General features: G+C 67.6%; 7 protein-coding genes and 1 pseudogene. 4 read left to right on the forward strand and 4 right to left on the reverse strand.

Features of this window, described 5'->3' with window-relative positions; all coding sequences use genetic code 11:
* Positions 1-6: 6 nt before the first annotated feature.
* From ABD115_RS15005 to rplK, 4 genes are all read right to left on the reverse strand, one after another.
* On the reverse strand, positions 7-6,273 hold the full coding sequence (locus ABD115_RS15005; RefSeq protein WP_343962330.1) for an Ig-like domain-containing protein: 6,267 nt from the start codon (positions 6,271-6,273) through the stop codon (positions 7-9).
* Positions 6,270-7,409: a serine/threonine-protein kinase gene (locus ABD115_RS15010; RefSeq protein ID WP_343962332.1), complete on the reverse strand. Its 1,140-nt coding sequence runs from the start codon at positions 7,407-7,409 to the stop codon at positions 6,270-6,272. Before ABD115_RS15010 ends, ABD115_RS15005 begins: the two co-directional genes overlap by 4 nt.
* 493 nt (positions 7,410-7,902) lie before the next feature.
* Positions 7,903-8,592, reverse strand: a complete 690-nt coding sequence (rplA, locus tag ABD115_RS15015) for a 50S ribosomal protein L1 (protein WP_343962334.1) — start codon at positions 8,590-8,592, stop codon at positions 7,903-7,905.
* 10 nt (positions 8,593-8,602) lie between these two features.
* The gene (gene rplK / locus ABD115_RS15020) at positions 8,603-9,031 is read right to left on the reverse strand and encodes a 50S ribosomal protein L11 (RefSeq protein WP_343962336.1); all 429 of its coding nucleotides are present in this window, start codon (positions 9,029-9,031) and stop codon (positions 8,603-8,605) included.
* A 350-nt stretch (positions 9,032-9,381) separates the two neighbouring features.
* Between rplK and ABD115_RS15025 the strand changes: the two genes are divergently transcribed.
* From ABD115_RS15025 to ABD115_RS15035, 4 genes and pseudogenes are all read left to right on the forward strand, one after another.
* A complete protein-coding gene (locus tag ABD115_RS15025) occupies positions 9,382-10,773 on the forward strand; it encodes an MFS transporter (RefSeq protein WP_343962338.1) in 1,392 nt (463 codons plus the stop codon).
* 2 nt (positions 10,774-10,775) lie between these two features.
* Positions 10,776-12,248, forward strand: coding sequence for an amidase (locus ABD115_RS15030; RefSeq protein WP_343962340.1), 1,473 nt, complete (start codon positions 10,776-10,778; stop codon positions 12,246-12,248).
* A gap of 15 nt (positions 12,249-12,263) precedes the next feature.
* Positions 12,264-12,443: pseudogene (locus ABD115_RS16660) on the forward strand (helix-turn-helix domain-containing protein); the annotation flags it as partial.
* Between the two features lie 60 nt (positions 12,444-12,503).
* Positions 12,504-13,151 (forward strand): LysR substrate-binding domain-containing protein, encoded by a 648-nt coding sequence (locus ABD115_RS15035; protein ID WP_343962342.1) that lies wholly within the window; start codon positions 12,504-12,506, stop codon positions 13,149-13,151.
* Positions 13,152-13,229: the final 78 nt, after the last annotated feature.

The following is a 13,229-nucleotide window of genomic DNA, read 5'->3' on the forward strand; positions in this document are numbered from 1 at the left end:
CTCTGGCTAACCCGCCGGGGGCGGGTTCTCGGTTGACGGGTCTGGTGGCTGCGCGCACGGGGTGCCCTGCAGGGTCGCCTGGCCAAGCGACCCGAACGCCCCGCTCCAAGTGATCGTCACCTTACCCGTGCTGTCGCCGGTGGCGGCGGCGAACGGGGCGGCGGCCGATGAGATCTTGAGCACGCCGAGCGCATTTCCCTCAGGCACGCAGGCCTGCCCGACCTCGGCCCAGGCGATAGTCGGCGCCGTCAATGCACGCATCGGCACCCATCTCGAACAGCCCTCACCCTCGATCAGGCACTGCCTCACGCTTCCCGCAGCAGCCACGTCGGCCGAGCGCACCGGGGCGTTGCTGATGATGCCACCGAACTCGTACTCCAAGCGCAACTGTTCGTCAGTGACCTGCGGCGTCACCTCAGAGGCAACGTTGTATTCTGCGCGCACGCCGTTGATCACGCGTGGCTCCTGCGAAATCGAGTAATCGAAGTTGCCAGTTGGCTCCGGTATCGGCTCGCCGCCAACTCCCTGGGGGCTGCCCTCCACTACCCCGGCGTCTGACCAGCCGACGCTGTTCGAAACGCACGCCCGAAACTTGTACCGCGTGTATTTGTTTCGCACCTGGAAGGTTTGGCTGTTGCTTCCGCTGTATGCCATCCCCGCAGAACACGCCGGCGGTTCTTCATACCGAGAAACGGGACCCGTGAACGCGTACTGCAGGCTCGATTCGGGTGCATTGTTCGCGCCGCTGCCGCTCACCGAGGCTGTGAGTTGTGTGCCGCCCGGCGAACTCAAGTTCACTGACCCGGGGTTCGGGCTCCCTGCGACGACGACGGTCTGCGTCGTAATCGCTCCCTCGGTCGGGGCGCCCTGCGGCGGTTCGAACCTGCTGAGCGGCACGACCGAGAACGTCTGCGACCCCGTCGGAACAGCGAGCCTCGTCTGTGCGATGTTTCGCCCGGAGTAGTCGGTCGTCGTGCCACCAACGGTCACCCTGAAGCCGCCGACGTCTGAGTTGCCCGAGATCGAGAACTCGATCACACCCGTCTGCTGCGTCACACGGTCGTCCCTGACACTCACTGGTTGCGTAACGTTGGGCGCGTCAGGCACCTGATACGCCCACGCCGTTGCGGCGCTGCTCGGGTCTGACGCGCCGACGCTGTTCACCGCGCGGGCGGTAAACGAGTGCTGCGCACCGTTCTCGAGGCCTGAGACGACGCACTGGTAGCTGGCAGGGCCAGCGGCGCTGCACGAACTCGAGCCGGCGCCAGACACCTCGACGCCCGACACCGCCGGGTGGGCCGACTGGGCGGCTCCCAGCTCGACAACGAAGGTGACGCTGTTTCCCGTGAAACTCTGGGGGCTCAGGCTCGCCGGCGCGCGGGGCACGCCCTGGGCGTCGAGCTCGATTGAGCCCTCGCCGATACGACCCTGCGCGTCGCGCACCGTGAAACCGACGGTGCAGCGCCCGCCGGGGCCGCGATTATCGGGCCACGACACGGCGACGCCGCGCTCGCTCGCCCGGCTCACGGTGCCGAAGGTGCACGCGGCACCGCTCACCGATTCGAGCTGCAGGCCACCGCCGCGCTTGCCCGCGAACGGGTCGTACTCGCCGCCGGCGCCGATGACGTCGATCGCGCAGTTCGACCCGACGGTGCAGGTGAGGTTCACGGTGCCGCCGCGCGGCTGCTCGCGCGGCGCCTCGCCGACCCGCAGCGTGAGCGGGGCGAGCGATTCGCCAGCGCCAGACACCGACACGGTGAGGCCCTCTTGGCTGCCCGGCGCCGCGTCGGCGCGGGCGTCGACGGTGATGCTCGTGCCAGACTGCTGCACCTCGAACAGCGACCCGCCGCCCGTGACAGAGAAGCGCAGCTTCGACACGTCGCCCGCGCGGTTGCCCTGCCACTGAATCATGTCGGTGAGGTCGATCGTCTCGACGCCGCCGGGCGGCACCGTGCGGGTGAGCGCGCTCAGCTGCACGACCGGTGCGCGCGGCACGATCGACACTGGCACCGGCAGCAGCGTCCAGCTCTTCTGACCGACGAGCCTGACGCTCACGAGGCACGAGTCGGCCCACGGCTCTTCGCCGCCCGCCTCGTACCTGATGTCGGTCTGCGACACCGCGTTGCAGCTCGCCTGCGCGCGGCCAACGGGGAACGCCTGCTGCGCGAGCTCGACGCGGTCGCTCGCCGTGATGTCGAGGAAGGAGCGCAGGCTCGCGTCGACCGACTTGTTTTCGTCGACGGTGAGCGGATCGAGCCCGGGCTTCAGCGTCACCCGCAGCTCGTCGAGCGGCGGAATGATCAAGAAGCCGAAGCTCGATACCTCGGTGCCCGACGGGTCGAGGCCCGACAGCTCGAACGCGACAAGGTCGCCGTCTGGGTTGTACTCGCCGACGATGGAGTCGCCGCTCACGCGGTAATTGCCGGCGTTGCCGGCCCACAGCGAGAGCTTCAGCGATGCTGGGTCGCCGGCCGACCACCGCACCTTGTCGGTGATGACGTCGACGCCACCCTTTGCAAGCTCGCTGCGCTCGCGCACGTTGAGCACGGTGTCGGTGATGCGCGGGGCCTGCGCGCCGACCCGCTCAGAGGTCTGCACGAGCAGCAGCCCCTCTGCGGTGCTCGACGACACCGACGACTTCACGGTGTAGCGGTATGAGATCGTGCCGAGCTCCTCGCCCGGCGCGATCGACACGACGCCCTGCTTCATCTGCTTGAGGTTCAGCCGGTCTTTCGCGCGCTTGTAGTCGGGGTTCGACTCGCCCCCCGGCAAGTTCGGCACGACCGACACGATCTTCAGGGAGCCGTGCGCTGGGTCAATGTCGTTGTCGAGCGGGCGCACAGACACCTCGGTGCCCGAGCCGCGCACGAGCCTGACGTAGTCGCTCGAGGCGATCGGCGCGCCGGTGTCTTCGGTCGCGGGGCTGACAATGATGCGCAGCGTGCCCTTGCCGCTGCCGCCCTCGCCGTCGCGCACCGTGTAGCTCACGCTCGTGACGCCGGGGGTCGCCTGGCCCGCGGCCGAGACCTCGATCGCGGCACCCGTGGTGGCGATGCTCGCGGTGATCTGCGGGTCAGAGACCGCGTCGACGCTCACGAGCCGCACCCGGTCGCCGTCTGGGTCGACGCCAGACAGCGGCACGTCGACGCGCGCCTTCTCGCCAGCGGCGACGCGGGCGGTGAGGGTTGCCGGTTGCGGGTCTTGGTTCGCTCCGCGCGGCACGACGGTCACCGTGACGCTGCCGACGTCGCCGGCCTCGGGGTTCGATGCGCCGTAGGTCGTGTAGCTGAGCTTGTAGGTGCCCGGCTGCTCGGGCGCCAGGTAGCGCAGGGTGCTGCCCGACGCAAACGCGAGCTCGCCCTCGGCGCCCGAGCCGGTCACCTCGGGGTGCAAAATGAGCCGCTCGCCCGGCGCCGAAACGTCGTTGTCGAGCACCCGAATGTCAACGACGGCGCCGGCTCGCACCGTCGCCGAATCGGCGACGGCCACGGCGCCCTTCATGCCGGCCTCTGGCACCTGGAACACGGTGAGGCGGCCCTTTGCCCCGACCGAGCCCTCTGACACTGTGACGTCGACCGAGCCCACCCGGCCCGGGCCGCCGTCTGGGGTCGAGCCGGCGACTCGCACCCGCGAGTGCTCGATCACATCGGCGCGCAGGTCGCCGTCGGTGACCTCGGCCGAGACGACCGACACCGAGCGCGAGCTGCCGCCGGGAATGGCGTTCAAGATCTCAACGGTCGAGTCGGCAAGCGGGCGCACAAATGCGCGCAGCGGCGGTAGCGTGAGCGGCGCGGCACCCGGCGTCGCGGTCACCCGCACCACGCCGGTGAACTCGTTGCCGGTGATGATGTCGCGTACGCCGAGCGACAGCAGCGCCTCGCCGGCGTCGGTCGCGGTGACCTCGACGCGGCCATCGGCGGTGCGGGCAACGGCCGTGAGCCGCTCCGATCCGCTCTGCACGGTCACGTCGATGAGCTGGAACGAGCCCGACCCACCGGCCACCCGCTCAAGCGGTTTCAGCATCGTCGGGTCGCCGACCTTCACGGTCGTCGCCATTGCCTGGAACTCGGCGACCGCGCCCGGCTGCACCGACACCTGCAGGTCGCGCTGCTGCTCGGTACCGTGCGCGTCGCGCACCGTGACGCGCAGCATGAGCTCAGAAGCGCCAGCGTTGACATCGGTGTGACGCAGCGCGAGCCGGCCGTCAGCGGTGACGATCGCTGCCGCAGGGTCTTCTGGCCGCAGCGACTCCACCTCGGCGAGCATCATGGGGTCGCCCTCAGGGTCAACCCAGCCCTCAAGAATGGGGTACACGAGCGTGCCGCCCGGCGCGATCGGTGGCACCTCCCACGCGCGCTGGCAGCCCTCGACCGGGCACCACTCGGGTGCCGTGTTCGTGCCCTCGGGCACAACGGTGAGCGTGACGGTGGCCGCCTCAGAGCTCAGCGCGCCGTCAGAGACGCGATAGCTGAAGGTCGCCGTGCCGGTCGCCTGCGCGGTCGGCTGCACCATGAGCGACTGGCCGTCGGGCATGAGCTGAATGGTGCCGAACTCGCTGGGCAGCGGCGACTCCCCGAGCGATTCTGGCACGATCGTGAGCACGTCGCGCTTGTTCGGGTCGAAATCGTTGAGCAGCACCGGCAGCGGCGCCGGCTCCCCCTGCCGCACCCCGAAAGCGTCGTTCACCGCGGTCGGCGGCACCTGCTCGGTGACCTCCTCGACCACGACGGTGCCCTGGTCTTCCTTCGGCGGGTCAGAGATCGTCCACTGCGACAGCGGAATGAGCCTGCCAGCAGGGAGCGTCCACAGCATGCCGGTGCGCGACTCGCCGAGCACCGCCCGGTCGCCGTTCGTGTAGAAGACGGGTGCAACCTCGCCGAGGTCTTTCGCCGCCTCGTCGAAGCTGAGCTCGCTCGTCTCCGCGTCGTCGGAGTTCCACAGCTCGCCGCTGTTCTGGCCGACCCACGCCGCATAGTTCGTGCCGTCGACGGTGCTTGGCTGCGCGGGGGTGCCGCTCGCCTCGGCGATCCGCTCGGCATCGCCCTGCGCTGGCACCCGCCACAGGCCCGACACGTCGGCAATGAGCGCAGCGGTGCCGCCGCCGGCGCCCCGGCCGTCGCCCGGCCCGCTCGCCTGCAGCCTCGCGGCCCCGTCGAGTTCGAGCGTCGCCTCGCGCGCGCCCTGCCGCCACAGCGTGCCGGTCTCGGCGTCGAGCAGCACCCAGTCGTCGGCGACGAGCGCGAGTTGCGCGCCCGTGAGCCCCTCCGCCGCCTTCGGCAGCTGCTCCGCGCCGCCCGTGAAGTCGTCGCGCTGCGCGTCAAAGCGCCAGATGGTGCCGTCGCTCGCAGAGTACAGCGCCGCCTCGCCGCTCTCCGAGAGCGCGATCGCGTCGACGCGCACGCCGAGCTGGTCGACATCGCCCGCGCCCTCCGGCTGCTCGGCGTCGGTCTTCGCGGCACCGCTCTCGGCGGCCTTCGCCGCCTGCTTGCTCGCCGCTTCCTCCGCGGCGGCGCGCTCGGCCGCCGCCTCCTCGGCGAGCGGGTCAATCTGCCGCAGCGACTGCAGTCGCGCGGTCAGCTCGGCGGTCGCCGCCTCGCCGCCCGCGACGCTCGCCGCGCCCGCGCCCAGCGTGCCGCCGGCGCCGTCGCCCGCGGCCGCGTCTTCGCCAAGCGTGCCGATGTAGACCGCGCCTGCCTCGGTGCGCAGCATGAGATAGTTCCCGGCGACGAGCACCTCGCGGGTGCCGTCGGGCAGGCGCACTGCCTCGGCGGCCGCGGATCCGCCAGCCCCTGCATCAGCCGCGGCCTGTTCTGCCGCCGCGCCCTCGGCCGCTTCGTTTGCTGCGTCGTCGTTCGCCGCGTCGTCGTTCGTCTCAGCGCCGCTCGCAGCGGCGTCGTCTTGGTCAGTGAAGTCGACCGACATGGCCTGGTCGACGGGCCACGCCCGCCCGTTGCCATTCGTGAGCACGGCGCTGCGTGCGCCCGCCTGCACCACACCGCTCGGCTCCGAGACCTTGCGCACTGTGTCGATCTCGCCGGTCTCGGTGTTCACCCTGGCGTACTGCCCAGCGTCGCGCGCGACCCACACCGAAGGCTCCTGCCGCGGCACCTCCTGCGCGTCGAAGCCCTGCGCGACGACCGCGACGGTCACCACGACCGCGCCGATCACACCGCCGGCGATCCAGCCGCGGGCGCGCGCGAACCTGCCGCGCGTCTTCGCGTCTGTGTTGCGCTCCGGCCGCGGCCGGCGCTTGGGGGCGGTGCGAGCGCTCATGCAGAACCTCCAACGATTGCCCAGATGACGGCGCCGATTGCCGCCACCGCTGCGACCGCGATGCCCGCACCGATGAGCCCCGCCTTCAACGGCGAGCCTGTCTGGCGATCAAGCACAAGGCCATCTTTGTCGGTGCCGCGCATCTGCGCAAGGTGTTCGGCGCGCGCCGCCGCCCGGGTCACGCGGCCGACGCTCGACACCACGGGGCCGCGTGTGCCGGCGGCAACCGCCTCCGTGCGCGGCAGCCACGCCTCTGCGACGACCTCGAGCGGCGTCACGTCGAAACCGTAGTGGCGCTGCAGCCCCTGGAGCGCCTCACCGAAGGCCGTCATCGACGGGTACCGCTCCTCGGGGCTGCGCCTGAGCGCGCGCGACAGCACCTCGTCGAACGGCTCATAGCCCTGCGCCCCTGGCACCGCGGGGTACACGGCCTTCATGATGCGCTCCGAGAGCTTCGAGCGCGAGTTCTGGCTGCGATCGGGCAGCTCGAAGGGCGACCGGCCCGCGGCAAACGAATACAGCGTCGCGCCGAGCGACCACACCTCGCTCGACACCGAGCCGCTCACCTTGAGCTCGAGCACCTCGGGCGACGACCACGGAATCGACATCGCGACCTCCGCCTCCTCCGCGTGCCCGCGCTGGGTCACGTACGCGATACCAAAGTCGGCGAGCACTGGCTTGCCGAGCGTCGTGAGCAGCACGTTCGAGGGTTTAATGTCGCGGTGCAGCACACCCGCGCGGTGCGCGGTTTCCAGTGCCCCCGCGATCCGCACCCCCGCGTCAAGCACGTCAGCGAGCGCCGCCGGCTTGCCCTTCGTCAGGGCGCCCATCGATGCGGGGCAGTACTCCATCGCAATGTAGGGGGAGCCGTCGAGCGAAATGCTCGCCTGGTGAATCGTCACAATCGAGGGGTGGCTCGCCAGGCGCGCCATCACGTCGGCCTCGCCCTCGAAGACCTCGCGCAGGCGCGCGGCATCGGGCGTGCCCGCGCCGCCGTCGAGCACCTTCACCGCGACCACGCGGCGCGGCATATCTTGCTCGTACAGGTACACGCGAGCGAAGCCACCCGAGCCGAGCGGGCGAACATATGAGAAACCGGGAATTCCCGGGGGCTGTAGCTGCTTCTGCTCACTCATTGCACATGCCAATCTGGCCCTCGCGCACAGGAGTATGGGGAGCGGCGACGGGCATGCCACTATCCTACGCAGAGACACGCCAGGGCGCGCGCACTCGCTGCGGTTGTGCACAACTTGCCGTATCCGTGGCACAGCCTTGGGTGCGGGCCCCGCACCGCGACGGCGCTGCCCCGCACCCAACCCCATACTTCCCTCCGACCCCACCCCCTTACCTCCCGAAACTTCCACCCGGCTCGGAGGCAACTGCGGGGTTCACCCAACCACGGCCGCTGCCACCCACACGCTCCGCCCGACCAGCCACGCCGCCCCACCACACCGCGCGGGAGCCCCGCGCCCACCGTGCGCCGCGCCCAGCCCTGCCCGCCAACGCGGCCAAGCACCCCGCCCGCGCCCACCCGCGCCCCCCGCCCGCTCGCCCAAAAACCACAAAACCCCCTCCGGAACACCGGAGGGGGTTGTGTTGTGCGCGGGCCAGGGCCCAAACGCCTAGGGCTTAGAGGCCCGAGACGTCGAGCGGAATGCCAGGGCCAAAGGTGGTCGAGACAGCGCCCTTGAGCACGTACTTGCCCTTGGCCGACGAGGGCTTCAGGCGAACGATCTCGTCGAGCACCGACGAGATGTTGTCGTTGAGCTGCTCAACCGAGAACGAAGCCTTGCCGACGATGAAGTGCACGTTAGCGTGCTTGTCGACGCGGAACTCGATCTTGCCGCCCTTGATGTCGGTGACAGCCTTAGCGGTATCCATCGTGACGGTGCCGGTCTTCGGGTTCGGCATGAGACCACGGGGGCCCAGTACCTTACCGAGACGACCGACCTTGCCCATGAGCTCGGGGGTAGCGACTGCCGAATCGAAGTCGGTGTAGCCTGCGGCCACCTTCTCGATGAGCTCGTCGCCGCCGACCTCGTCAGCGCCAGCAGCGATAGCTGCCTCGGCAGCTGCACCGTTAGCGAACACGATGACGCGTGCGGTCTTGCCGGTGCCGTGGGGCAGGTTCACGGTGCCGCGAACCATCTGATCGGCTTTACGGGGGTCCACGCCGAGACGAACTGCAACCTCAACGGTCGAGTCGGTCTTAGCCGAACCGGTCTCCTTTGCCAGGGCTACTGCCTCAGCGGGAGTGTAGAACTTGTCTGCCTGAATCTTTTCGGCAGCGGCGCGGTACGCCTTCGACTTCTGTGCCATGTTCGTACCCTTACTCGACCGTGATGCCCATGGAGCGAGCGGTGCCCGCGATGATCTTCGCTGCTGCGTCGATGTCGTTCGCGTTCAGGTCGGCCTGCTTCTGCTCGGCGATCTGACGAACCTGCTCAGCGGTAACCTTCGCAACCTTAACGGTGTGCGGGGTACCCGAGCCCTTCTGCACGCCAGCAGCCTTCTTGAGGAGCTCAGCAGCAGGCGGGGTCTTCAGGACGAAGGTGAACGAACGATCCTCGTAGACAGTGATCTCTACGGGAACAACGTTTCCGCGCTGGGATTCCGTTGCAGCGTTGTACGCCTTGCAGAATTCCATGATGTTGACGCCGTGCTGACCCAGAGCCGGGCCCACGGGGGGTGCCGGGTTGGCGGCGCCGGCTGCGATCTGAAGCTTAATCAGACCGGTAACCTTCTTGGCTTTTGCCATGATTGTTTCCTTTCACCGAACGAACGCGTTCGCGCCCGTTCTCCCGCTTCGCCGGCCGATCCGGCGTGCGGTGTTGTTGCGGCCGCAATTGCTCGCGAACACAAACCTCAATAGTCTAGCGGATCCGTGGCGATCGCGCACGCCATCTGGCGGATCCGCTTGCTCAGTTTCCGCTGCGGGCGGTCTCCCCTCGACCGGCGCGGGTCATCGATTCAATCGATGTGTGCGATGCAGATTCTCAGCGGGAACAGTCGGGTCGAATCCATCGATACTGTTAGCGGTGCGCGTCACCGTCGACCGCACCTGCACGGCAAGTTGCCTGCACTCACGAACTCGCAGACGAGGCTCGCATGTCGAACACCATGAAGGTCGATCCCCCCGTTCCCGCCGCCGAAGCGGCGCACTCGCCCAGCCCCTCTCCGGCACCCGACAGCCAAATGAAGCGCCGAGTGCTCCTCGGCGGCGCTGTCGGCCAGTTCATTGAGTTCTACGATTTTGGGCTCTACTCAATATCTGCGGTCACGCTCTCGCGCGTCTTCTTCCCCGAGAGTGAGTCGTGGCTGGCTCTCCTCGCTACGTTTGCAACGTTTGGTGTTGCCTTTCTCGTTCGGCCCCTCGGGGGCCTATTCTTCGGCCGCATGGGTGATCGCCGCGGCCGGCGCGTCGTGTTGTTCGTCACGATTCTCCTGATCGGGGTAGCGACCGCAGGGATTGGCTTGCTCCCTGGCTACGCCGAGATAGGCGTGCTCGCGCCCCTCGCGTTGCTGTTCTTCCGCCTCGTGCAGGGGTTCTCGGCAGGTGGCGAATCCGTTGGCGCGCCGACATTCGCGCTCGAACATGCACCGCTGAGTCGCAGGGGGCTCTGGCTCGGCGTCGTATTGGCAGCCTCCTCGATTCCGGTGGTGGTGTCCTCGGTATTCCTGCTGCTCCTCGAGAGCAACATGAGCGCGGAGGCGTTCGCGGCGTGGGGTTGGCGGGTGCCGTTTGTGGCTGCGCTACCGCTCTCGCTCATCGGCCTGTGGATTCGGAGCCGCACCGAGGAGTCCGAGGAGTTTCTGCGTGCGAGCCGTGCCGCCGCCGCCAGCCCCTCCGCGAAGCCTGCTAGGCCACGCCTTCAGGTGCGCACAATGGTGCAGGTGATCTTGCTCACCGGTCTCATCGCCCTGGGCTTCTACTACACGAGCGGGTACCTCGTCGCTTTCCTGCAGACCACCGCCGGCCTCACCCACATGCAGACCCTCACGGTCACCTCAATCACCATTCTCGTGATCGCCGCCGCGACGCCAGTGCTCGGCCTCGTCGGCGACCGGGTCGGTCGCCGCCCGATGATGCTCTTCGGGGCGACCGCAACCGTGTTGTTGGCTCTCCCCGCCTTTTTCATTCTGTCCCGCGGCACGATGGCATCGGGGGTCGCTGGGCAACTGCTGTTCGGCCTTGCCGTGCTCGTGTTCTCGGCAGGCGCCTACCCGTTTGCGGTCGAGGTCTTCAGCACAAAGGTTCGGTTCACTTCGGCTGCGCTGAGCTACAACATCGGGTACGGGCTGTTCGGTGGCACTGCCCCGCTGCTCGCTACCTGGCTGGTTGGCGTGACCGGCCAGGCGATCGCTCCCGGCATCTATGCGGCGGCTTTCGCGGCGGTGATTCTCTTGCTCTTGATTTTTGGCAGTGTGCCCGAGACCCACCCCCTCAAGGCGCCCGTTGGGTCGCCACACCGCCGCCAGATGAACGAGCAAGAGGCATGAACATGACTGAACCTACGCAAGAGCTGGCTTTTGAAACGGCGACTTCGCTTCGCCCTCGTTTCTTATCAGGGGAGCTTTCTCCCGTCGACGTCGTCGACAGCGTGCTCGCACAGATCGAGCAGCACAACGGCGACCGGGAGCGCGGCATCAATGCCCTCACTGAGGTCTTCCCTGATGAAGCGCGGGCTGCGGCGCGAGCGGCCCAAGAGCTATTCGCAAAGTGTCGACGCAGTGGCGACGACCCGCCTGCGCTTCTCGGCGTTCCGGTCGCCGCGAAAGAGAAGCACTTCCTCGCAGGAATGCGGCACAGCGAGGGGTACGCGCCGTGGGCGCAGCGCCGCGCCGAGGCCGACCACCCATTGATCACTCGACTCCGCGACGCAGGAGCGATCATTCACGCCCGCACCACCACGCCGGAGTTCTCGGCGAGCACCTTCACGCACTCCAGGCTCTGGGGCACCACGCGAAACCCGTGGAACCTCGCTGCTACGCCTGGGGGCTCCTCCGGCGGAAGCGCTGCGGCCCTTGCCGCTGGCATGACGGTGTTGGCAACAGCTTCAGACATCGGTGGATCAACGAGGGTACCCGCAGGGTTTTGCGGTTTGCTTGGGTACAAGGCCCCCTACGGCAGGGTGCCAGGTGTAGGCGCGCTCAGCGCCGACACCTATCGCGGAGACGGCGGCCTGGCGCGCACGGTTGACGACATGGCCCTGCTCCACGGGGTTCTTGCGGGGAGGCACCCGACCGATCACCGGTCTTGGGGGCCGAACGGCACCCCCGAGTTTCTGGGGTTGAGCGCCGAGTTGTCTGGGCTGCGCATCGCGATGGATATGCACGCGGGAGATTTCCCAGTGAGCGCCGCCGTTTCGGCCGATTTCGCTGAGCTCGCGGAGGCCCTCCGCCGCGCGGGCGCCGAGGTCACCGAGGTATCATTTCCCTTCTCGAGCGACACCATCATCGAGACCGCGCAAATGCACTTTGGGCAGATCATTTCCCAGGTCATAGCGGAGAGCATCGCAGACGACCCCGGGGCCGCCACCGACTACGTTCATGAGGTGCTGCACGATTCCGCCCACGCGGCGCAAACATCGAGCCTGATCGATTCATTGCGCGCTGACGCCACCGTGCAACAGCAGATTGCTGGCACAATGGCAGGCTTCGATGTGATGATCACCCCAACGCAGGGGGCAGAGATGCTTGCCGCCGAACAAGACATTCGCGCCGGCTTCGACGTCGACGGCGTTCACGTACCACTGCTGATGAAGGCGCACATGACACTGCCGTTCAACATCGCAAACAGTTGCCCCGTGATGGCTATCCCCATGGGAGTGTCGCCATCGGGTGTACCAACCTCTGCGCAGGTTATCGGCCACCCGTATGATGAACGCATGGTCTTCACAGTGTCGCGGGCGATCGAACAGCTCTTGCCGAGTGCGCGCGCAGCGCGCCCCGCATTCGATCGGCTGGCCGGCTAGCACCTCGTCGCACCGATGCTCCCAACAACAGCGCAGTTGCAGCATTTCCTTGAGGTCTCAAGGTTTCTGAGCATCTCTCGCGCGGCCAGCGCGCTCCACCTCTCGCAATCAGCGCTGTCGAGCTCGATACGAAACCTTGAAAAAACCATTGGCGCACCGCTCTTGGTGCGCCATACGGGAAAGGGTGTTCGACTCACCGAGCGTGGCGTGGCCCTTGCGGGGCACGCGCGCTACGTGGTCGAGGAACTCGCCCGAATGACGCTCGCCACCTCGACAGAAGCCTTCATCGGAGAGCTCCGCATCGGCATTTACACCCCGCTTGCTCCACGATTCGCCCTGCACATTCTGCGTATCCTCGAGCCGCTCTGCGACCTGAAGCGCGTGGAGCTCATCGAGGGCGACCTGCAGCAGCTCGCAACGGCGCTCACCGCTGGGAGAATCGACTGGGCGTTGACCTACGACGCCAACCTAGATTCTCGCTACCAGTTCGACGAGATCGATAGCTTCGCACCGCATGTGATAGCCGCAGACGGCTTCTTTGGCGAACGAGACCCCGCGGCCGGAATATCGCTGCGCGAAGTCAGCGAGTACCCTTTCGTGCTCATGGATACGTCTCACAGTGCCGAACGGTACTCAGCCTATTTCGGCTCTGTTGGCGCACACCCCAAGATCGTTCGATCTGCAATCTCCTATGAACTGGTGCGCGCATACGTCGCGGGCGGGCACGGATTCTCGATCATGCATCATCGGCTGTCGACCGGCCCGGGGCAGCGCAACGACGGCGTCGTGGAGATCGCGCTCACCGATGAAATCAAGCCGTCACCCTTGGGCCTCGCACGCTACAGCGCGGCAGCGCACACGACACTGGCGCGATACGTCGTCGAAGGCCTTCGCAGCATCTAAACTGCCCCGGAAATGACGAAAGCCCCGGAGCGCAATTGCTCCGGGGCTTTCCCAATAAATGTTCGGCGGTGTCCTACT

It is taken from the genome of Leucobacter albus (assembly GCF_039528015.1).
GTDB lineage: Bacteria > Actinomycetota > Actinomycetes > Actinomycetales > Microbacteriaceae > Leucobacter > Leucobacter albus.

Excerpts from the sequence above, each read along its gene's own strand:
- ABD115_RS15005 (WP_343962330.1), bottom strand. The coding sequence starts at position 6,273 with ATGAGCGCTCGCACCGCCCCCAAGCGCCGGCCGCGGCCGGAGCGCAAC.
- ABD115_RS15010 (WP_343962332.1), bottom strand. The coding sequence starts at position 7,409 with ATGAGTGAGCAGAAGCAGCTACAGCCCCCGGGAATTCCCGGTTTCTCA.
- rplA (WP_343962334.1), bottom strand. The coding sequence starts at position 8,592 with ATGGCACAGAAGTCGAAGGCGTACCGCGCCGCTGCCGAAAAGATTCAG.
- rplK (WP_343962336.1), bottom strand. The coding sequence starts at position 9,031 with ATGGCAAAAGCCAAGAAGGTTACCGGTCTGATTAAGCTTCAGATCGCA.
- ABD115_RS15025 (WP_343962338.1), top strand. The coding sequence starts at position 9,382 with ATGTCGAACACCATGAAGGTCGATCCCCCCGTTCCCGCCGCCGAAGCG.
- ABD115_RS15030 (WP_343962340.1), top strand. The coding sequence starts at position 10,776 with ATGACTGAACCTACGCAAGAGCTGGCTTTTGAAACGGCGACTTCGCTT.
- ABD115_RS15035 (WP_343962342.1), top strand. The coding sequence starts at position 12,504 with ATGACGCTCGCCACCTCGACAGAAGCCTTCATCGGAGAGCTCCGCATC.